Genomic DNA, 18795 nt, shown 5'->3' with positions numbered 1-18795 from the left:
TTTTTCATCCAACTATGGGGGTTCACTTCAACCGTAAGTTGTGGCTGGTTCTAGGCTATTTTTCGATTATGAGTAATGCCGGCGTTTCCACTGGTTTTCAATGAAGAGGTACCCGATTCCGAGAATCGAGATTAGAATGCCGGTGCCCAGGCCCTGGGGCCAATAGGTAAATATGACGTGGTGGCTGCCTTTGGAAATGGGCACGGATATGAACATTCGTCCCCATTTTCGGGGAGTGACGGCGTGATTATCGACCTTAACATGCCAGCCTTTGGAATAGGGAATGGTGGTTGTTAGCGACTGATTGACACGTTTAATGTTAATGGTGCCACTGAGGCGGTGGTTATTCCACTTAGTGACGTTGTAAGGCGTTGACTTAAGCGTGTTGGTCAGCTTCGTCATTTTTTGCTGGTTTATCCGATAGAAATTGACGTTTTGGAGCCAGACATCGTTTGTATTAGCGAAGAATTTAACCGTAACCGTATCATTGCCAGTACCGCCGGTTGCAATATTGGCAACCACGGTTTTCTTTGATGGTCGAAATTGGGTTAAGTTATTGCCGTTCACTAACACGGTTAACTGCTTATCAGCGATATTAGGACCCATTGTCATATAGTATGATGTATTTTTCTTAATGGGAATTTTAACCGTGACGTAGGATTGGGCCATCATATTCTTTTTACGAAGGACCGCGTTATTAAGATTTAATACTGGATAGATATTGTGATATTGAGGATCACGATACTGCACGTGTTCAAATAAGTTTCCAATTGTTGGATCCAATTGGTTAGCGAGTTGATTCTGATAAGTCACCGGATCATTTGGGACCCTTGTGGATTTCAGTGACTTGGTTGGGGATGCAAAGCCAATTGGTAAGGCTGACGGATTTTGATAGGTATTGATAAGCTGCGTTTGCGATTTTAGCTGATACTGACTTAAATCGGGTTTGCTGGTCAGAGGACTAAGAAACTGTGGTAAGTTTTTCAGCTGTTGATTATTGGAAACTGGCCGTTCATTTAACCAGTATTTCATCCCCAGAAGGGCATCGGTAAAGCGGGTACCGTTTGAATAAAAGACGTAGGCATCGCCATTTGGCTGCCCGATATCTCCAAAGAAAGTGGATGTTGCTGATTCCAATGTTGACGAGAAGACTGAACCACCGTTGTAATCGCCAGTCAGCGCGTCGTTCTTGGTTCTTGAGAAAGTTTCACCCATCCGGTAAAAACCGCCATCAGACTGTTTGACTTGATCGACAGCTTTGCGGGTTACCGCGGCAAACTTTGTGTAGTCGGTGTTGTTAAGGTACGAAATATTGTTGAGTGAATTGACAAAGTTGAGGCTCATTTCGCCAGTCATCAGGATAGCGACGGCGATGGGAAGAATATTGTTTCGTTGGTAAAGACCGTAGAAGCCGATGACGCCGATACTCAGGATCAGATAGATCCAGCCCCAAATGTAGTTGGTGGCATTCAGATATTCGAGGGATTTGATTTGAAACCCAATCACAATCATTCCAAGAATCACGATGGCGGTACTGATGGTAAACGGCTGCCAGTGGAGGCCGTGTCTGACAATATCCTGAAATGCCGAAAACGCGGTAATAATCATCCAAAACGAAAAAATAAATGAGAAGCGGTATGGATACCAAACCGGCAGTTGCATGCCGTGCCAAAACAGGTCCAGTGGCTGAAAGCACATTGAGAGGGCAAAAAACAGGGTCATGATCAAGTTGGCAATCCGCCGCTTGCGGCTAAATGTCGAAACAAAATAGAAATAAACGAACAGCACGATCACAATGCTTGCCACAAAGATGTTCGCCGTTCCTGCTGGAAGCTGTTTGAAATCAAACGAACCGTTGACGAACTTTCCCAGAATTTTAAGGGGATTGTATTCAAAACGAACCCGGAACTCATTTTTTGAATAATTGGTTTTACTGGTGAGTAACGAGAAAAAGGTCGGAATTAAAATCCATGCCGAAAGAACGCCACTGATTAGGGAGGCTTTCAGCCACCGAAGCAGGATGGTGAGTCTCGTAAACGGCGAATCTGGCAGTGCATTGGCCGCCCCAAAAATCACCATGTACGCCGTTAAGAAAATGGCAATCATCCAGCCCATATAGTAGTTGATGATGAGCATTGCCGTGAGACTGATGATATAACCCCTGGTTGAACCGGTGCGGATCAGTTGGCTCAACCCCCAAAAGATCAGCGGCAGGATAATCGCCGCGTCAATCCATAGCGTATTCAATTGGTTGGCCACCATCCAGCCCATTAAAGCATATGAGGCCGCAAAGCCGATGACCGGCCAGTTAGTGGTGTGATATTGCTTGATGAGAAAGTAGCCGCAGGTGAGGCCGCTCAGTCCATATTTAAGAATGGTAATGATGGTCAGCACACTCGGCAGCATTGTCACGGGAAAGAGCAAAATCAGCAGATTCAGTGGGCTCATTAAGTAGTAACTCCACGTCCCGAACATGTCGCCGCCCAGCGCTTTGGCAAAGGAGTACAGAAAGCCGCTGGGGTCGTGGAGGAGCGTATCGTGATAGTGCGCGAAGAAGTCAACGTATTGTTGGCCCATATCGACAGTTAGAATCGATGAACTACCGAATGGTGCAAAGTGACGGAAAATAAAGTAGCCGGTCGTCACAATCACCGGGATGAAAAAGCATAGTAGTAATGGATATCGCTTGGTTTTCATGGCAAACTTCCTTTTCAAAAAAATAAGGATCATCGTTTAGAATATCATAAGAAGTTAAAGATTGGCCAACAGTTCTAGTTTTTGTAAGGGAAATTTGATAGAATTAGGTCCATGGGCAAGGAGACATGACTTTGAAAATTTTTAGAAAACGAACCAAAAAGAACGAAAAATCAAAGGCGGCATCACTGCCTTTCCGAATTAATATCATTTTTATTGTTGTTGGGGTGTTATTCATCGCGCTGTTGACGCAGCTGGCATACCTTCAGGTGATGTACGGGTCTAAATTCAAGGCCGAGGTGAATCGGTCGGACACGTCAATTGTGAACGGAGACGTGCAGCGGGGGATGATTTATGATTCCACAGGCCACGTTTTGGTTGGTAATTCAGCCCATCAAGCAATTATTTATACCAAAGGGGTCAACGCACTTTCCAGTGATCTTTATCAGGTTGCTAACGAACTGTCGAAGTACGTTACCGTTCCGAAAGGAAGCTTGACGAAGCGGCAGCTGGCCGACTACTATTTGGCAGACTCCAAGAATTTGACTGCTGTTGAGCGGCAGATCCCGGGAATTAAGAATCTGAGTGAGGATGCTGCGTATGATAAGGCGTTGGATTACGTTGAAAAAATGCCAACGACGCGTTTTAGCACGGCAACCAAGAACGCCGCAACCATCTTTGCTAAGATGAGTGGCGCTTATCAATTGTCCACGGTTAATATCAAGGACAGTAACGTTTCCCAAAAAGAAGTTGCCCAAGTCGGGGAACATCTGTCGGATATGCCGGGAGTCAACTTGGGAACCAGTTGGAGTCGTAATTATCCAAATGGTAAAGCGATTCAGGGCCTTGCCGGAACAGTTTCCAACGAAAAGAGCGGGCTGCCAAGCGACCGGGTGAATGAATTGTTAGCTCAGGGCTATTCGCGAAATGATAGTGTTGGCCAAAGTTATTTGGAACGGCAATATGAGCCGGTACTTCGGGGAACCAAGTCTCAGACCCAGGTAATCTTAAACAACGATAATGAAATTAAAAAGGAAGTTAAGAAGTATGGCGGCCAGAAGGGTGATAACCTGCAGCTGACCATTAATGCCCGTTTCCAAAAGAAGCTCCAGTCACTGGTTCGCTCTGCTGAGCAGGGGGCCGGCGGTAATTCAACTGGGACTTACGCGGTCGTCATGAATCCAAACAATGGTGCGATTGTCGGCATGGCGGGTGTTGATCGTAATCCCAAGACTTCCAAACTCACCAATAATGTCCTCGGTACAATTAACAGCTCCATTGTAATGGGGTCGGTTGTTAAGGGGGCCATGGTCTCTGGTGCGTTGATGGATGGGGTGATCACGCCAACAAATAGTACGTTAACCGACCAACCGATTACAACCGGTGGCGTTAAGAAATCGTCATGGTTTAACCACAATGGGGGATCCAATGTTTCGGTTGATGCCAGTGGCGCCCTTGAAATTTCCTCTAACTCGTATATGATGCAGCTGGCGATGAAGGAAGCCCGCTTTAAATATGTTGAGGGCGGAGCGTTAACCATGAATCCATCAATCTTCAGTAAGCTTCGTGGCTACTTCAACCAATTCGGATTGGGAGTTGATACCGGAATTGATATTCCTGGTGAATCAACTGGTTTGAAAGGTGCCAGCGGCCGTGCCCACATCGGAAGTGCCTTAGACGAATCATTCGGAAACTACGATGCTTACACCACGATGCAGGTTGCTCAATACATGTCGACCATTGCTAATGGGGGTTATCGAATTGCTCCCCACGTGGTTGAGTCGATCCGAGGAACTCAGAAGGATGGCCAATTAGGAGCGATTAAAGCTACTGTAATGCCAAAGGTGCTCAACCATATTGATATGACCAGTGCCCAGCGCGCGGTTGTTAAGCGTGGCCTGTACGACGTTGTTCATGGGACAAACACGTACAAGACCGGTGGTGAGCTGGATACCATTAAACCGGAAATTTCTGCTAAGACGGGGACTGCTCAAACTTTCTATAACGGAAATGAAACGGTTACCTTGAGTCTCGCTTCGTTTGCGCCGTCAAGTGATCCTCAGGTCGTCGTTGCGTTGGCAATGCCAAACCTGGGCGTTAATGCGGAGAGTAACAACATGCAGCTTGCTAAGCAGATTTACTCGGCTTACTGGAAGATTGTTCAGTCAACAACGACTGTTAAGTAAAAATACTTAACATTTATCAATTTAATCCTAGTATTTTACAATGATTGATGATAAAATATTCAGAGTTGATGCTATTAGACTAGCTATTTAAAAAAGTTTGGAGGTCCTATTCCATGCGAGTACACATTACATTGGAATGTACTGAATGCCACGAACGTACTTACTTATCAAGCAAAAACCGTCGTAACAACCCTGACCGTTTGGAGCTTAAAAAGTATTGCCCACGTGATCGTAAAGTGACATTACATCGAGAAACAAAATAATGACCTTACCTTGATAATCTGGTTTATTGATCTAGCGGGCACTCAGTTTACTGAGGCGTCTGGGAGATTGTAACCGATTTTGAACGGTAGAGTCCTAAACGGAAGTGGCCGGAAACGAACTAGATATAGTTTGTCCAGCCTCTTTTTATTATCAACATACCGGGTATCGGCTAAAGGGGAATTAAGATGGTTATTCAATCAAAACAGCAAATCCGCGAACAGCAAATGTTGGCGCTGAAAGATTTTCTTGGAAATCCGGATGCTGCCACAGTTATGGATCGGTTATACCAATCTCTGTTTTCGGACCCTGATTTTAAGCAGGCCAACACGGTTGGGGTGACGTTAAGCATGGCTGGAGAAGTCAGTACGGCACCGATTATTGCTGCCGTTCAGTCAACCCACCGACAAGTGGTTGTGCCGCGGACGCTGCCGCATCGGCAAATGGAATTCGTGAGACTTGATGATCGAACAAATTTGAAAGCCACAAAGTTTGGGACTCGCGAGCCGGTGGGCGGTCACGTTGTGGCCAAGTCGGCAATTGATGTGCTGATCGTTCCCGGTTTGGCGTTTACCCGTGATCATTACCGGATCGGTTTTGGGGGCGGTTACTACGATCGCTTTCTTACGGGATTTACCGGGTGCTCGATTGCCCTTGCGACCCCACCCCAGATCTTTGATCAGCCCAACTGGCAAATTGAACCGTTTGATCAACAAATTGATAAAATTATTTTTTAGTATGGGGAGTGTAGGATGAGCAGATTACGTGAAAAACCGTATATGACTTATGGGCTGCTTGGCATCATGGTCATTGTTTACGTCATCATGACGTTTTCAGGCGGGACTGAGAACACCACAACGCTATTAACGTTTGGAGCTAAGTTCAATCCCTTAATTCGAGCGGGGGAGTATTGGCGGTTAGTAACCCCAATATTTATCCATATCGGGTTTACCCATATTTTAATGAATGGAATTACGCTTTACTTCATCGGGCAGTATGTGGAAATGCTGTTTGGTCATTGGCGGTTTTTGGGCATCTTTTTGACTTCTGGAATTGTTGGCAATCTTGCCAGCTTTGCCTTTAGTGATAGTCTCTCTGCCGGTGCCAGTACCGCAATTTTTGGGTTATTTGGGGCATTTATGATGTTGGGAGAAAGTTTTTCCAATAATCAGGCAATTGTTTCGATGGCCAAGACATTTCTTCTGTTCATTGTGTTAAATATCGCAACGGACCTCTTTGTTTCCGGCATTGACATTGCTGGGCACATTGGGGGGCTTATCGGCGGCTTTCTGGTGGCCTACGTTGCCGGGGTTTCATTTGGTAAGGTTACCCCGGTTAAACGAATTGTGGCCCTGGTGATGTTGATTGTGGTCGCAATTGCTCTATTTATCATTGGCATGCGCGGTAATTTTTAGGATTAATTTTTGAAATGCGCAGAAATTTAGCGTGGGATGTGAGATAATGAAAACGCTGTATGATGTTCAACAACTTCTAAAAAAGTTCGACATCTATGTCTATGTCGGCAAACGGCTCTGGGATATTGAAGTAATGGCATTGGAATTGGATCATTTACATCAGGCCCACCTGATTAGTCATGATGAATTCATCCATGCTAAGTTAATCCTGACCCATGAACACCGATTAGAAGAAAAACATGAAACTAGGGGGACTTATTTTGGCAAGTAAGCGATTAATTGGAATTGATCTTGGTGGTACCACGACAAAGTTTGCATTTATTGATGAAGACGGAAACATTCTCACTAAATGGAAGATTCCGACCGACATCACAAATAGTGGTGATCAGATCGTTCCAAACATGATTAAATCAATTGCCGATCAAATGAGACGAGAAGACTACAATACCGAGGACTTTATTGGTATTGGAATGGGAACGCCAGGTGCCGTTGACCGTGAAAAGGGTACGGTCATTGGCGCATACAACCTTGGTTGGGACAAGCTCCAACAGGTTGGCCCCACTCTGACTAAGGGGTTGGGATTACCCATCGCAATTGATAATGATGCCAATAGCGCTGCGCTTGGCGAGTACTGGAAAGGTGCTGGTGAAAAAGCAGCTGACGTGGTCTTTGTAACATTGGGAACCGGCGTTGGCGGTGGCGTTGTTACAAATGGTAAGCTAGTTCACGGGATTAATAACGGGGCTGGTGAAATTGGCCATATCTGTGTTCAAAAGAACGGCTTCCTATGTACCTGTGGCAAGCGCGGCTGCTTGGAGCAGTATGCCTCCGCAACTGGAGTGGTAAAGGTTGCTAAGAGCTTGGCCAAACGGTTTACTGGTAAATCGCGGATTAAGGAATTGATTGATGGCCAGGAAGAATTAACGTCAAAGATGGTCTTCTTCCTTGCAGATAATGGCGACATTTTGGCCAACCAAATCGTCAATGAAGTTTGCTCATACCTTGGCTTAGCGTTGTCTCACGTCGGCAATACGTTAAATCCTGAAAATATTATTATTGGTGGTGGGGTTTCTAATGCCGGCAACACCTTGCTGCAGCCAACCACGCGGTACTTCCAGGAAAATGCCTTTCCATCAGTTCGTGACTCGACCAAGCTAAAGTTGGCTCAATTAGGAAACGACGCCGGCGTGATTGGGGCTGCCTCGTTAGCTCTGAAGTTTAAAAATGATAACGCAATGTAAACAATTTTGATCATAAAATAAAAGTTTGAAAGAGAGATGCTGAAAGTGATTGTTGGATCGTTAAACGCAAATGGGTGGATGTCAATTATTCTTGTGATCATACTAGCAGGTTGGCTGGGATACACGTTAATCACAAATTATCGGGTACGCCAAGCAGCTACCTACTTATCGAATGAGGATTTTCAATCCGGAATGCGCAAGGCGCAGGTAATTGATTTACGGGAGTCGAAGAGTTTTAAGGATGGTCACATTCTGGGGGCCCGAAACGTTCCGTACTCAACTATTCGTAATTTTTACCAACAACTTCGTTCTGATATGCCGATTTATATGTATGATCAGGGAAAGACAATGAGTAAGCGTGCCGCTCTCTTTTTAAGCAAGAAAGGCTATAAAGACCTTTATATTTTGAAAAATGGTTATCAAAATTGGAACGGTAAGGAAAAGAAAAGCAACATTTAATTCAAAAAGAGGTTGAGACAAACGTATCGATTGTCTCAACCTCTTCATATTTATTCGAATGTGGCATTGTTAAATTGGCCGATCAAAAGCGGCTTTTCCGCCCGGCAGCTGGATAATCGAGACCTCTAAGGCCGGGATATTCGGATTATCCGGCTCTACGTGAGAAGCGATGCGCTTATTGGCCCACTTTTTGGTGTTATTTATTATCCATGATGAGCGGCGCGGCTTTTGCGCATGGCCCGTTTACGGTTTTCTTCGAATTTTTCTTCCTGGTCCTCAATTGGATCAACAACGGATTTTTTAAACGTTAATAGGGCACCAACCCCAGCAGCAACCGTTCCCAGGACGCCAACAATCAATCCTTTAGTAAAATGTTCCATTAAAACCCCTCCTAAAATCATTTTATACTTTTATTATGCGTTATTTAGTGACAGATATCTAGTTAATTGATTAATTTAGCCGAGAAATAAGGAGACACCTATGCAAATCGACACAAAAATTATTGCTCATCGGGGCAGCCGGGGGACTCGTCCGGAAAACACCTTAATTGCATTTAAAACCGCGATCGATGAAGGCGCTGAGGGCATTGAAACCGACGTTCACTTTTCAGCGGACCATCAGTTTATTATCATGCATGATGAAACGGTCGACCGAACAACGAATGGCAGCGGATTGATCGAAACGAAGACGCTTGCTGAAATTAAGCAGTTGGACGCCGGGGTTAAATTTAGTGAAGAGTTTACCGGAACCCGGGTGCCAACCCTTCAGGAAGTCGTGGCAATGCTCACGAAAATGCATTTTACCGGTATTTTTAATTTGGAACTTAAAACCAACAAGATTCATTATCCTGGTCTTGAACGTGCCGTATACGAATATTTTTCGTCGATTAAATACCCGTTTCAGCTCATTTATTCGAGTTTTAACGGAAAGTCGTTGGCCATTCTCAATCAAATTGATCCCCAGGCATACGAAGCCCGACTATTTAAAACGGCGGCCAAGCAGGCAAAAACCCTTAAACGCAGCAAGGTTGTTGAAGATTTTCATCCCGACATTCGCTGGATCAAACGACACCCCTTCTACGCGCCTGCAAAGCATTTACGGCCATGGGTGGTTAATTCGACTGAGGACATGCAATACTGCTTTGAGCGCAATATGGCGGCTATTATTACTGATTACCCAGGAAAGGCCGTTCAAGTGCGTCAGGAAATGCGAGGTGGCTTAATTTGAAAAAAGTGTTAGCAATTGTTGGGCCAACGGCGGTTGGTAAGACAGCGACGTCGATTAAACTCGCCAAAAAGTTTAATGGCGAAATCATTTCCGGCGACTCCATGCAGGTTTACCGTAAGCTTGATATTGGGACTGCAAAGATCACCGAAGACGAAAAACAAGGAATTGTCCACCATTTGATCAATATTCGCGATATTGATCAGCGCTTTTCCGTTGCTGATTTTGTCAGCGACGCAACCGCGGCCATTGCTCAGATCACAGCTGCAGGTAAGCTGCCAATTATCGTGGGCGGCACCGGCTTTTACTTGCAGGCATTGTTAAATGGCTTAACCCTTGGTGGTGATCAATTTGAAAGTGATCAGCTTCGGCGTGAGCTACTTGCCCAGGCAGCGGTGAAGGGAAATGGGGCCCTCCATCAGCGATTGGCGAAGGTTGACCCAGTCGCAGCTGAACGAATCCCCGTTAATAATGTTCGCCGCGTTATCCGTGCACTGGAAGTTTACATAAAAACTGGGCATCGTTTTTCCGATCAAACCAATCGCCCACGGCCATATGACGCGTTTATCGTTGGTTTGACCACTGATCGAGCAACCCTCTATAAGCGGATCAATCAGCGCGTTGATCAGATGATGGATCAGGGGTTACTTGACGAGGCGCGTTACGTTTATCAAAATGGCGGCACGCGACTTCAAGCGGGGAAGGGAATTGGCTACCATGAGTTTGAGCCTTACTTTTCTCATGACCGGACATTGGCAGAAGCAGTCGACCTCGTTAAAAAAGATTCACGGCACTACGCCAAGCGCCAGCTAACCTGGTTTCGTAATAAAACCAAGCCGCACTGGTACGATATTATCAGTGATCCTGGGGATGTCAGCCGATTAAATGACGACGTTAGAAAATGGCTTGAAAGCGGCGATCAATCAAACTGATGTCATAAAATATAACATTTGCACTTGACTTTGTTTCTGTGAATGGTATTATAAATTCAAGAATTTAGGAGGTGAAACATGCGAGAGAAGGAACTACGGCGTTCAATGTCAGTTTTGCCCATCGGGACCGTTATGAAGCTTACCGATCTAACTGCACGGCAAATTCGTTATTACGAACAGCAAGATTTGATCAAGCCAATTCGTAATGAAGGTAACAGGCGGATGTATTCGTTGAATGATGTCGACCGACTTTTGGAGATCAAGGATTATTTGGATGATGGTCTGAACATCTCCGGAATCAAGGCGGTTTATAAGAAACAGGAACAACTTGAGGATGAGCGGCAGAAAAATTTGGAAAAGGGATTGACCGACAGCGATGTCAGGAAAATTCTTCAGGATGAATTTATGCATATCGGTGGACTGAAGCCGCCTTCTTCAACGTTTGACAATCCGAATAATTTCCACAAATTTAATGAATGATAGGAGCGTTTTAAATGGCCACGAAACATGATTATTCTAAAGATGATATTCGAAAGATCGTAAAGGATGAGGACGTTAAATTTCTTCGTCTGATGTTCACTGATTTATTTGGAACAATTAAAAATGTTGAGGTACCAATTACTCAACTGGACAAGCTGCTTGATAACAAATTGATGTTTGATGGTTCTTCAATCGAAGGGTTTGTTCGAATTGAAGAAAGTGATATGTACCTGTATCCAGATTTATCAACCTGGATGATCTTCCCTTGGAGTACTGATCGTGGCAAAATTGCTCGTGTCATTTGCCAAGTTTACCGACCAAACGGTGAACCATACGCCGCTGATCCTCGTAACAACCTGATCCGCGTGCTTGGCGATATGAAAAAAGCTGGTTTCACGTCATTCAACATTGGCCCGGAACCAGAATTCTTCCTTTTCAAAATGAATGAAAAGGGCGAACCAACCTTACATCTGAATGATAAGGGGAGCTATTTCGATATGGCCCCAATGGATTTAGGTGAGAATTGTCGTCGTGAAATTGTGTTAACCCTTGAGGAAATGGGCTTTGATGTTGAAGCAGCCCATCATGAGGTTGCCCCTGGCCAGCATGAAATTGATTTTAAGTATGCTGACGCATTGGCCGCTGCCGATAACATTCAAACCTTCAAGCTGGTAGTTAAGACAATTGCCCGGAAGTATGGTTTGTACGCAACGTTCATGCCAAAGCCGCTCAGTGGCATCAATGGTTCAGGAATGCATTTGAACATGTCACTCTTCACGGACAAGGGCAATACCTTCTATGATAAAGATGGCGAACTCGAAATTTCCCAGGAAGCTTACTACTTCCTTGGTGGCTTGTTGAAGCATGCTCGTTCATTTACCGCCGTATGTAACCCAATCGTTAACTCATATAAGCGCTTGGTTCCAGGGTTTGAAGCGCCAGTTTACGTTGCTTGGTCAGGTTCGAACCGGTCACCACTGATTCGAATTCCAAGTGCTCGTGGAAATTCAACTCGTTTGGAAGTCCGTAGTGTGGATCCAACCGCTAATCCATATCTCGCAATCGCATGTGTCCTGGAAGCCGGTCTTGACGGCCTTAAGAATAAGATTGAGCCAGAACACAGTGTGGATCGAAACATTTACCGAATGAATGCTGACGAATTGAAGAAGAGCCATATCCAAAACTTGCCAGACACGCTGCATAACGCTTTAAAGGACTTAGCAGCTGACGATGTCATGAGAAATGCGCTTGGCGAACACCTCTTCAACAGCTTCATTGAAGCTAAGAATCTTGAATATGATTCATATCGGACCCAAGTTTCTGGTTGGGAACGGGATCAATACCTTGAAAAGTATTAATTAAAACCATTTAAACAAATTGTTTTTGTGAAGACGCCTTGGATATCAGCGGTTGCTGATTTTCAGGGCGTTTTGCATTCGAAAGTTAAAATAGTGCCAAATTATGCGATTGGGCCTTTATTTATTGTCTGATTTCAGATAACATTAAAGGTATAAATAACGGGGAAAAACGAGGCTATATTATGGAAAGACAAATGGAAACGGATCAGTTCGGCCAAAACGATGCGCAACTCTCCTCGGCTTTAAATGAGAAGATACATTATTTAACCGATTTGAATGATTCATTGAGTAATGGTGACGATTTAAAAGTTTACCAGTTGATGGACCCACAGCGATATGCTGGCGAGCTTGGGACTGATAGCGACGCACCAATTGCTCCGGATCATTTTAATCTAGCATCGGATTTGACTGCTCAACTGAGTCATCACTTGAGTAATAAACTGATTGATTATTTGGGGACTACATATCCATTTTTTTACTATCACGAATATGAATTAGGCAGGTTCCGGATTTATTTTGGTAATTGGTGGGATCACCGAATGTTTGGTGAACTTGATCCGATCAATGTCAAATTTAATTTTGATGAGGATGCTTATAAAATATTAGCATCGTCGTTTGCACTGGAAGCTAATAATCAGCGCGTTAATGACGACGCAATGAAGCAGCTTGGGGAACAAAATGAACGCATTACTAAGCTGATTAGTGAACAGGACTCCCGCGATAAACGCAAGGAAGCGGTGCGAGCAAAGTTGAAGGAGAACCAGGAGAAGTCACCGATGCCTTGGGAAGCCGGTAAGGTTAAGGAGGAGCGCCAGCAGTTAAATGATGAATTGCTCCAACTAACGCAGACCGATGAGGAAGCTGCCAACGGTCGTGCCACAATTAAAGAAAACGAGAATAAAATTTTAGCGCTGTCAAAGGAAGAAACGATTTTATCTTTGGAAAAGAAGAATATTCGGGCATCATTCGGAAGTTTTGAAGCCTTCATCGATAATAACGACCACTTATATGATAAGTATCTCGAGAGCTTGACCCAGGAATCGCAGGTGAGTGATGGTGAGTAACGAAACAGAGCAAAAAGTTATTTCTGCCAACGAATTATTAACCAATTACGGTCATGCGATTCAGGGAGGCTTAGACACGGGTGCCAAGTATTTAAAGGCATTTCATACCCTGAGCGAAACTCAGGATGGCCAGGCACTCTTGAGCGCAGCAGTTGAGCTGACAAACTTTCAGCTGAATTCCGATTTTGTCACGTTTCCCCATCAGTTTTCGGATGAAGATGTCCAGCTGATTTTCTTTGAACGTTTGTTGACGTTGGCTGATTTAGGAACTGATTTCCGCATTAGTAATGCTGAAAGGGTCCAGAAGCTTTTATGCAAGTTTACTTCCTTGGGTGACCAGACGTTTACGTTTACTAAGTCAACCAAGAATTCAGACGGCTTTTTCTTTGGGCCAACGATGCATAACCGGCCGCTCTTCTATATTGATCTTAAGAATAAGGAACTGATGTTTCACGGCTCTGCTCTCATTAATTACTTTGTAGTGGATCTTGAAGGTGTTGACAAAGGCATCTTGAAGGGCGTCTTACAATTATTGACTCAAGCAGCCGCTGAACTAAAAGAAAAATTTGGCTTTAAGGTCGACTTTAACGTTCTTGACAGTGTGAACGGGGAGTTCTATGCCTTTGCAGCGGGGGCCTTAACCGATTCCGTTATGGATGAGCTGTTTGTAAAGTCCGCAGAAAACCAGTTCATTTTGATGACAGATGGAATTGGCGGAGCCTCATTAACCCTCGATAACGGGATTAAAGTGACGGTTACCGATAATGGAAAACCCGATCGGCCAAAGTGGGGCGCAATGGTTCACGATGATCAGCAAAGTGAAAACTGGTTGTATCTATTGTTGGACTATCCATTTATTAAAGAATGGTATCTTAACAATCAGAAGCAATTGGAAATCCTTTCAAATCAATTTGTATTCGGATAGGAGCGGTGTCATTGGATTTACAAGCGTTAATTGCCTCATCGGTTTCCCTAAATCGCCAGATTGAAACGAAGAAGCAGTTATTTTGGTCAAACGATGCTCGGATTAAGAACGCGTTTGTTTCCTTAGATGTTGAGTTAGCTGAAATGGCTAATACATCGGAGTGGTTTAAAGTTTGGAAAACCCATCGCGGCAAGCAGGATCCGGATAAGACGCCCCGTGAGACGTTATTATACGAGTACGTGGATGCTTTGGATTTTTTCTTGTTAATTTCTAATCTCCGGAATTGGAATCACATTGTCTTAACCTCTGGCGATGATTTAACAAAAATTTCCAAGTTAAAGAAATCAGATGACTTGGATAAGCAATATCTGGCGATGAAGCGCATGTTATTTGACGCCTACTTTAATCGAAGTGGGGATAGCTTTGGCCATGCATGGCGGCTGTTTCTAAAATTTGGACTGGTTGATTTTGGCTATTCCGAAGATGAAATTGAACGGGCGTTTAATGAGAAAAATCAGATCAATCTTAAGCGACAGAATAGTAATTATTAAGTTGAAAATAAAATGAGCGAGCCTTGAGCTGGCTTGTTTTTTTTATAAAAAAAGCTGAGATCCATATGAATGTAATCTCAGCTGAGGGCAATCATTATTTGCGTTGTGCCAAATGCTTTGCATTCCCCTTTATGGATGTTGGAGAGCCGGTAAAATACTGAATAAAACCACTAATCAAGAAAATAAAAATGATAAATAAAACGAATCCCACAACTTCCACCTCCTAATAATGCGACTATGTTAAGCCACAACTAAATTATCTTCTTTTACTCACTGAAACTCAAACCTAACGAATTAGAAATCTTTTCATTTAATGAAAAATAAACGATCTTAAGAGTTTTGTAACCATTTTGAAACATTCTGTTACTTTTTATCTATTAACTTAAAGATTGATAAGTTCGGTAACGCTTATTACCTTGCTTGGTCGGGGGAAAATGCGGTGAGCAGACGATCGGGGGTAAACGCGTTTTCAATGGATTGCATCGCCGTTTTGTTGTGGGCCCCAAGTTTACTGAGGGCAATTAGTGTGTTGATCCAACTAATAAAAGCGCTGCTGGCATGCCCAGCATGGGCGTCCTTAAATTGCATTAATCCCCGGTAATCATGATTAATTGCCATATCGTGTAAGGTTTCTACTAGGAGCAGCGCTTCGTAGTCCTCCTGAGACATTGGCGGCTTTGATTCGTTTTGATTTCGATTGTTTGATTGCATTTTAACCGGTCCTTTCAAATTGTGAGTGATTTTTTTGATCGTTATTCGGTATTAATTTTTAAATACGGCATATCGATACAAAGTCTTTAAATAAATTCTGTTATTTTTTGGTGATTCACTTCGCGGCATTGTTTAAATTACCAGCGCTTCTCTCACGTATTAATCTGCGGTCATTTGCCTTGCCATTTAGAGTACCTGATTAGCCGTTTATCGAACAGTTTAAACTCTGAATTTCAATTCCTCGGCGCTGTTTTGGGAAGTGACTGGACACTCGGCCTAAACCTTTGCTATAATAGTTCTTGTTGATTTGTCGCAATAGCTCAGCTGGATAGAGCAACGGTCTTCTAAACCGTAGGTCGAGAGTTCGAATCTCTCTTGCGACACTAAAGCAAAGTGCGGGTGATTCTCTAAGAACTTTTTGGGCGTGAATGCAACTGTCCGAAAAGTTCTTTTGCTTTAAATGAACAATTTTGCGAAATAGTCATAAATAATTTGACGAACGCAATGCATTTATGTATACTTAGAACGTTGTAATTGTGGCTTCCACAGCTACAACCGCTCGATTCAAGCTGATTAAGTCCCGTTTTTCGGGCGCTTCGTTTCGGCGAGTCTAAGCAAAATTATAAGGAGGTGCACAACATGTACGCAGTTATTACTACAGGCGGTAAGCAATACAAGGTTTCAGAAGGTGACGCAATTTACGTTGAAAAGTTAGACGCAAATGAAGGCGATAAGGTTACTTTTGACCAAGTTGTTATGGTCGGCGGTGATTCAGTTAAAATTGGGACGCCAACAGTTGATGGCGCATCAGTTACTGGCACGGTCGAAAAACAAGGACGTCAAAAGAAGATCATCATCTTCCGTTACAAACCAAAGAAGGGCGCAAGTTCTAAGAAGGGCCATCGTCAGCCATACACCAAGGTTGTCATTGATTCAATCAAGGCCTAACAACCAATATGAGGTACTGATAAGATGATAAAAGCAACTATCCATCATTTCAAAGGGCATGTGTCAGGATTTACAATTACTGGTCATGCGGATGCCGGCGAGTACGGACAAGATATCGTTTGCTCCGCGGTTTCGGTGCTTAGCATTACCACTGTCAACGGTCTTCAGGAAGTGATTGGCCTGGACGTTAACGTTGATAGTGACGAGCAGAATGGTGGTTACTTATCGGTGGAAATTCCAGTTATTGCCAATTCAACGCAGCAATTGCAGTCAGATGCAGTTCTGAAAACGTTTGAAAATGGCATGGCTGATATTGCGTCAAGTTACCAAGATTATATTAAGTTAAACGTCAAAAATTAAACTTTTATTTGGAGGTGTAAGATATGCTTGCAATGAACTTACAATTCTTCTCTCACCATAAAGGTGGTGGATCAACTGCCAACGGTCGTAATTCAGCTGGTCGTCGTTTAGGCGCCAAAGCAGCTGATGGGGCAACTGTTCATAGTGGTTCAATCATCTATCGTCAACGGGGAACTCACATTTACCCAGGTACCAATGTTAGTCGGGGCAACGACGACACATTGTTCGCCTTGGTTGACGGCGTTGTTCGCTTTGAACGTAAAGGCCGCGACAAGCGTCAGGTTTCAGTATATCCAGTCGCTGAAGCTGCTACTAAGTAACATATAGCATTTGTTTGCTAGAAAAAAGGGCCTGAAGGGGTTCTTTTTTTATGCGATAACGGATTTATGATGATCTGGTCAAGTCAATTTAGGAAAAATTGGCTATTTAGGGTTGAAATATTATATAATCAATGTATGTTACTGTAGATGTGTGACGATATTGACCACACATTATTTTAGGAGGAATTAATTAATGGCAATTTCTACTGCTGATTTTAAAAATGGATTAACCATCGAAGTCGATGGGGCAATTTGGCGGATTATCAATTTTCAACACGTTAAACCTGGTAAGGGTGGCGCCTTTGTTCGTTCAAAGTTAAAGAACTTACGGACTGGTGCCGTTCAAGATAAGACTTTCCGTTCCGGCGCTAAGATGGAACAGGCTCAAATTGATACCCGTAAGATGCAATATTTGTACGCTGACGGTGACCAACATGTTTTCATGGACATGGATACCTATGATCAGATTTCAATTCCAGAAGAGCAAATTAAGCAGGAATTGAACTACCTTCAAGAAAATATGGAAGTTAACGTGATTCAGTATGGCAACGAAACTCTGGGAGTTGAATTGCCAAACACTGTCACCCTTGAAGTTGCTGCCACTGAACCTGGTATCAAAGGGGATACGGCTTCTGGCGGTTCAAAGCCTGCAACGATGACCACTGGGTTAACCCTTCAAGTTCCTTTCTTTGTTAATCAAGGAGATAAGTTAGTGATTAACACGACGGATGGTACCTACATTTCACGGGCATAACCCCTTTAGAACAGAAACGGAGGCTTTAAAATGGCTGAAGATACCAATATTGTTCTTCATGCGAATGACCCCGAACTTGGAAAGATTGAGCTTGCGCAAAATGTTTTAGAAATTATTGCGGGTATTGGGGCTTCCCAAGTCGACGGTGTCAACCGGATGCGAGGATCGTTTTCGTCGAGTGTCAATGAGTTGTTTTCTCGAAAAAAAGAACACGGTAAAGGCGTTAAGTTAACGTATGACAATGAAGAATTGGTTTTTGACATCTACGTTTATTTGAACTATGGCGTTTCTGTTCCGAAAGTTGCGCTCGAAATTCAAAATCAAATTGAACAGCAGACGTTATTTATGACGGGATTAAAAGTTCACGAAGTTAACGTCCATGTTCAGGGAGTGATCCCGGAAAAGACGATGAATACCGTGGATCCGAATAACCCCTTTGCTGACGAAGAGAATGGTGAGGAATAGTGGCTGTAACACGACACCAGATTCGCGAATATGCATTTCAAACGCTTTTCGCGTTAAATACAAATAAACAAACAAATAAAGAGAACTTTTATCAGGCATTGACCGACGGTAAGTATGGGGAGGACTATCCAAAGTACTTGGATGAGTTGGTTTCCGGAGTTGTCGATCATCTTGATGAGCTTGATAAGATCATTGAAAAGTACTTGCGTAGTGGGTGGTCAATTGATCGAATTGCCAAAACTGATTTGATTATTCTACAAATCGCCCTGTACGAAATGCTTTATGTTGACGATCTACCAGCAAAGGTTTCAATTAACGAGGCGATCGAACTTGCTAAAAAGTATAGCGATGATCGTTCGAGAAAATTTGTTAACGGTATTTTGTCACACGCTCTTGAAGAACTGGTAAAATAGATTTACGCGAATGTAAATCTATTTTTTCTTTACA

At 43.5% G+C, this 18795-nt stretch carries 23 protein-coding genes, 1 tRNA gene and 1 other annotated feature; of the genes, 21 read left to right on the top strand and 3 right to left on the bottom strand.

Going from position 1 to position 18795, the window contains the following annotated elements; translation table 11 throughout:
• Positions 1–66: 66 nt before the first annotated feature.
• Positions 67–2697, bottom strand: coding sequence for a YfhO family protein (locus FD47_RS03825; RefSeq protein ID WP_054733074.1), 2631 nt, complete (start codon positions 2695–2697; stop codon positions 67–69).
• Positions 2698–2822: 125 nt separating this feature from the next.
• Here FD47_RS03825 and FD47_RS03820 point away from each other — a divergent pair, with 125 nt between their 5' ends.
• From FD47_RS03820 to FD47_RS03795, 7 genes are all read left to right on the top strand, one after another.
• Positions 2823–4880 carry a peptidoglycan D,D-transpeptidase FtsI family protein gene (locus FD47_RS03820; protein WP_056980062.1) on the top strand — a complete coding sequence of 686 codons (2058 nt, stop codon included), beginning with the start codon at positions 2823–2825 and terminating at the stop codon, positions 4878–4880.
• Positions 4881–4993: 113 nt separating this feature from the next.
• Entirely contained in the window at positions 4994–5143 is a 150-nt protein-coding gene (gene rpmG / locus FD47_RS14980) for a 50S ribosomal protein L33 (RefSeq protein ID WP_081467884.1), read from the top strand.
• Positions 5144–5329: 186 nt separating this feature from the next.
• The gene (locus tag FD47_RS03815; RefSeq protein WP_056980061.1) at positions 5330–5878 is read left to right on the top strand and encodes a 5-formyltetrahydrofolate cyclo-ligase; all 549 of its coding nucleotides are present in this window, start codon (positions 5330–5332) and stop codon (positions 5876–5878) included.
• A 15-nt stretch (positions 5879–5893) separates the two neighbouring features.
• On the top strand, positions 5894–6556 hold the full coding sequence (locus FD47_RS03810) for a rhomboid family intramembrane serine protease (RefSeq protein ID WP_054733076.1): 663 nt from the start codon (positions 5894–5896) through the stop codon (positions 6554–6556).
• Positions 6557–6602: 46 nt separating this feature from the next.
• Positions 6603–6827: a YqgQ family protein gene (locus FD47_RS03805; protein WP_008211631.1), complete on the top strand. Its 225-nt coding sequence runs from the start codon at positions 6603–6605 to the stop codon at positions 6825–6827.
• Complete coding sequence (locus FD47_RS03800; protein WP_054733080.1) at positions 6796–7797, top strand: ROK family glucokinase; 1002 nt, start codon at positions 6796–6798, stop codon at positions 7795–7797. The genes FD47_RS03805 and FD47_RS03800 overlap by 32 nt, the downstream gene beginning before the upstream one ends.
• A 36-nt stretch (positions 7798–7833) precedes the next feature.
• Positions 7834–8256 (top strand): rhodanese-like domain-containing protein, encoded by a 423-nt coding sequence (locus FD47_RS03795; RefSeq protein WP_008211634.1) that lies wholly within the window; start codon positions 7834–7836, stop codon positions 8254–8256.
• Between the two features lie 203 nt (positions 8257–8459).
• Here the strand turns inward: FD47_RS03795 and FD47_RS14975 are convergent, their stop codons facing one another.
• Positions 8460–8636: a DUF3042 family protein gene (locus tag FD47_RS14975; protein WP_040537629.1), complete on the bottom strand. Its 177-nt coding sequence runs from the start codon at positions 8634–8636 to the stop codon at positions 8460–8462.
• 100 nt (positions 8637–8736) lie between these two features.
• On the opposite strand from FD47_RS14975, the gene FD47_RS03790 reads away from it, so the two are divergent.
• The 7 genes from FD47_RS03790 (at position 8737) to FD47_RS03760 (ending at position 14790) form a co-directional block, all read left to right on the top strand.
• On the top strand, positions 8737–9483 hold the full coding sequence (locus FD47_RS03790) for a glycerophosphodiester phosphodiesterase family protein (protein WP_054733082.1): 747 nt from the start codon (positions 8737–8739) through the stop codon (positions 9481–9483).
• The gene (gene miaA / locus FD47_RS03785) at positions 9480–10412 is read left to right on the top strand and encodes a tRNA (adenosine(37)-N6)-dimethylallyltransferase MiaA (RefSeq protein ID WP_054733085.1); all 933 of its coding nucleotides are present in this window, start codon (positions 9480–9482) and stop codon (positions 10410–10412) included. The genes FD47_RS03790 and miaA overlap by 4 nt, the downstream gene beginning before the upstream one ends.
• Before the next feature lie 78 nt (positions 10413–10490).
• Positions 10491–10892, top strand: a complete 402-nt coding sequence (locus FD47_RS03780) for a MerR family transcriptional regulator (RefSeq protein WP_008211638.1) — start codon at positions 10491–10493, stop codon at positions 10890–10892.
• A gap of 14 nt (positions 10893–10906) precedes the next feature.
• Positions 10907–12250 (top strand): type I glutamate--ammonia ligase, encoded by a 1344-nt coding sequence (gene glnA, locus FD47_RS03775; protein ID WP_054733093.1) that lies wholly within the window; start codon positions 10907–10909, stop codon positions 12248–12250.
• Between the two features lie 182 nt (positions 12251–12432).
• Entirely contained in the window at positions 12433–13314 is an 882-nt protein-coding gene (locus FD47_RS03770; RefSeq protein ID WP_054733097.1) for a BAR domain-containing protein, read from the top strand.
• Complete coding sequence (locus FD47_RS03765) at positions 13304–14239, top strand: hypothetical protein (RefSeq protein WP_054733099.1); 936 nt, start codon at positions 13304–13306, stop codon at positions 14237–14239. The genes FD47_RS03770 and FD47_RS03765 overlap by 11 nt, the downstream gene beginning before the upstream one ends.
• Before the next feature lie 11 nt (positions 14240–14250).
• Positions 14251–14790 carry a dUTP diphosphatase gene (locus FD47_RS03760; RefSeq protein WP_054733102.1) on the top strand — a complete coding sequence of 180 codons (540 nt, stop codon included), beginning with the start codon at positions 14251–14253 and terminating at the stop codon, positions 14788–14790.
• A gap of 411 nt (positions 14791–15201) precedes the next feature.
• Here the strand turns inward: FD47_RS03760 and FD47_RS03755 are convergent, their stop codons facing one another.
• The gene (locus FD47_RS03755) at positions 15202–15501 is read right to left on the bottom strand and encodes a hypothetical protein (protein ID WP_054733104.1); all 300 of its coding nucleotides are present in this window, start codon (positions 15499–15501) and stop codon (positions 15202–15204) included.
• A 309-nt stretch (positions 15502–15810) separates the two neighbouring features.
• Here FD47_RS03755 and FD47_RS03750 point away from each other — a divergent pair.
• From FD47_RS03750 to nusB, 7 genes are all read left to right on the top strand, one after another.
• Positions 15811–15884, top strand: a tRNA-Arg gene (locus FD47_RS03750).
• Between the two features lie 160 nt (positions 15885–16044).
• Positions 16045–16123, top strand: a sequence feature (ribosomal protein L21 leader region).
• A gap of 17 nt (positions 16124–16140) precedes the next feature.
• Positions 16141–16449: a 50S ribosomal protein L21 gene (rplU, locus tag FD47_RS03745; protein WP_008214525.1), complete on the top strand. Its 309-nt coding sequence runs from the start codon at positions 16141–16143 to the stop codon at positions 16447–16449.
• Between the two features lie 24 nt (positions 16450–16473).
• Complete coding sequence (locus FD47_RS03740; protein WP_008214526.1) at positions 16474–16809, top strand: ribosomal-processing cysteine protease Prp; 336 nt, start codon at positions 16474–16476, stop codon at positions 16807–16809.
• A 23-nt stretch (positions 16810–16832) separates the two neighbouring features.
• Positions 16833–17129, top strand: coding sequence for a 50S ribosomal protein L27 (rpmA, locus tag FD47_RS03735; RefSeq protein WP_008214527.1), 297 nt, complete (start codon positions 16833–16835; stop codon positions 17127–17129).
• Positions 17130–17322: 193 nt separating this feature from the next.
• On the top strand, positions 17323–17883 hold the full coding sequence (gene efp, locus FD47_RS03730; protein ID WP_008214528.1) for an elongation factor P: 561 nt from the start codon (positions 17323–17325) through the stop codon (positions 17881–17883).
• Between the two features lie 30 nt (positions 17884–17913).
• Positions 17914–18348: an Asp23/Gls24 family envelope stress response protein gene (locus tag FD47_RS03725; protein WP_054733106.1), complete on the top strand. Its 435-nt coding sequence runs from the start codon at positions 17914–17916 to the stop codon at positions 18346–18348.
• The gene (gene nusB / locus FD47_RS03720) at positions 18348–18761 is read left to right on the top strand and encodes a transcription antitermination factor NusB (protein WP_008214530.1); all 414 of its coding nucleotides are present in this window, start codon (positions 18348–18350) and stop codon (positions 18759–18761) included. Before FD47_RS03725 ends, nusB begins: the two co-directional genes overlap by 1 nt.
• Positions 18762–18795 lie beyond the last annotated feature (34 nt).

The organism is Lentilactobacillus parafarraginis DSM 18390 = JCM 14109 (genome assembly GCF_001435895.1).
Classification (GTDB): Bacteria; Bacillota; Bacilli; order Lactobacillales; family Lactobacillaceae; genus Lentilactobacillus; species Lentilactobacillus parafarraginis.
Note: the sequence above shows the minus strand (reverse complement) of the source record. Positions and strands in the feature narration are given on the sequence as shown.

What these genes read in the sequence shown, in the direction of transcription:
- FD47_RS03820 (WP_056980062.1), top strand. Translation starts at nt 2,823, where the DNA reads ATGACTTTGAAAATTTTTAGAAAACGAACCAAAAAGAACGAAAAATCA.
- FD47_RS03770 (WP_054733097.1), top strand. Translation starts at nt 12,433, where the DNA reads ATGGAAAGACAAATGGAAACGGATCAGTTCGGCCAAAACGATGCGCAA.
- FD47_RS03825 (WP_054733074.1), bottom strand. Translation starts at nt 2,697, where the DNA reads ATGAAAACCAAGCGATATCCATTACTACTATGCTTTTTCATCCCGGTG.
- FD47_RS03755 (WP_054733104.1), bottom strand. Translation starts at nt 15,501, where the DNA reads ATGCAATCAAACAATCGAAATCAAAACGAATCAAAGCCGCCAATGTCT.
- rplU (WP_008214525.1), top strand. Translation starts at nt 16,141, where the DNA reads ATGTACGCAGTTATTACTACAGGCGGTAAGCAATACAAGGTTTCAGAA.
- FD47_RS03800 (WP_054733080.1), top strand. Translation starts at nt 6,796, where the DNA reads ATGAAACTAGGGGGACTTATTTTGGCAAGTAAGCGATTAATTGGAATT.
- FD47_RS03725 (WP_054733106.1), top strand. Translation starts at nt 17,914, where the DNA reads ATGGCTGAAGATACCAATATTGTTCTTCATGCGAATGACCCCGAACTT.
- FD47_RS03740 (WP_008214526.1), top strand. Translation starts at nt 16,474, where the DNA reads ATGATAAAAGCAACTATCCATCATTTCAAAGGGCATGTGTCAGGATTT.
- FD47_RS14975 (WP_040537629.1), bottom strand. Translation starts at nt 8,636, where the DNA reads ATGGAACATTTTACTAAAGGATTGATTGTTGGCGTCCTGGGAACGGTT.
- FD47_RS03765 (WP_054733099.1), top strand. Translation starts at nt 13,304, where the DNA reads ATGGTGAGTAACGAAACAGAGCAAAAAGTTATTTCTGCCAACGAATTA.
- efp (WP_008214528.1), top strand. Translation starts at nt 17,323, where the DNA reads ATGGCAATTTCTACTGCTGATTTTAAAAATGGATTAACCATCGAAGTC.
- FD47_RS03805 (WP_008211631.1), top strand. Translation starts at nt 6,603, where the DNA reads ATGAAAACGCTGTATGATGTTCAACAACTTCTAAAAAAGTTCGACATC.
- FD47_RS03815 (WP_056980061.1), top strand. Translation starts at nt 5,330, where the DNA reads ATGGTTATTCAATCAAAACAGCAAATCCGCGAACAGCAAATGTTGGCG.
- FD47_RS03780 (WP_008211638.1), top strand. Translation starts at nt 10,491, where the DNA reads ATGCGAGAGAAGGAACTACGGCGTTCAATGTCAGTTTTGCCCATCGGG.
- rpmA (WP_008214527.1), top strand. Translation starts at nt 16,833, where the DNA reads ATGCTTGCAATGAACTTACAATTCTTCTCTCACCATAAAGGTGGTGGA.
- FD47_RS03790 (WP_054733082.1), top strand. Translation starts at nt 8,737, where the DNA reads ATGCAAATCGACACAAAAATTATTGCTCATCGGGGCAGCCGGGGGACT.
- rpmG (WP_081467884.1), top strand. Translation starts at nt 4,994, where the DNA reads ATGCGAGTACACATTACATTGGAATGTACTGAATGCCACGAACGTACT.
- FD47_RS03810 (WP_054733076.1), top strand. Translation starts at nt 5,894, where the DNA reads ATGAGCAGATTACGTGAAAAACCGTATATGACTTATGGGCTGCTTGGC.
- glnA (WP_054733093.1), top strand. Translation starts at nt 10,907, where the DNA reads ATGGCCACGAAACATGATTATTCTAAAGATGATATTCGAAAGATCGTA.
- FD47_RS03795 (WP_008211634.1), top strand. Translation starts at nt 7,834, where the DNA reads ATGCTGAAAGTGATTGTTGGATCGTTAAACGCAAATGGGTGGATGTCA.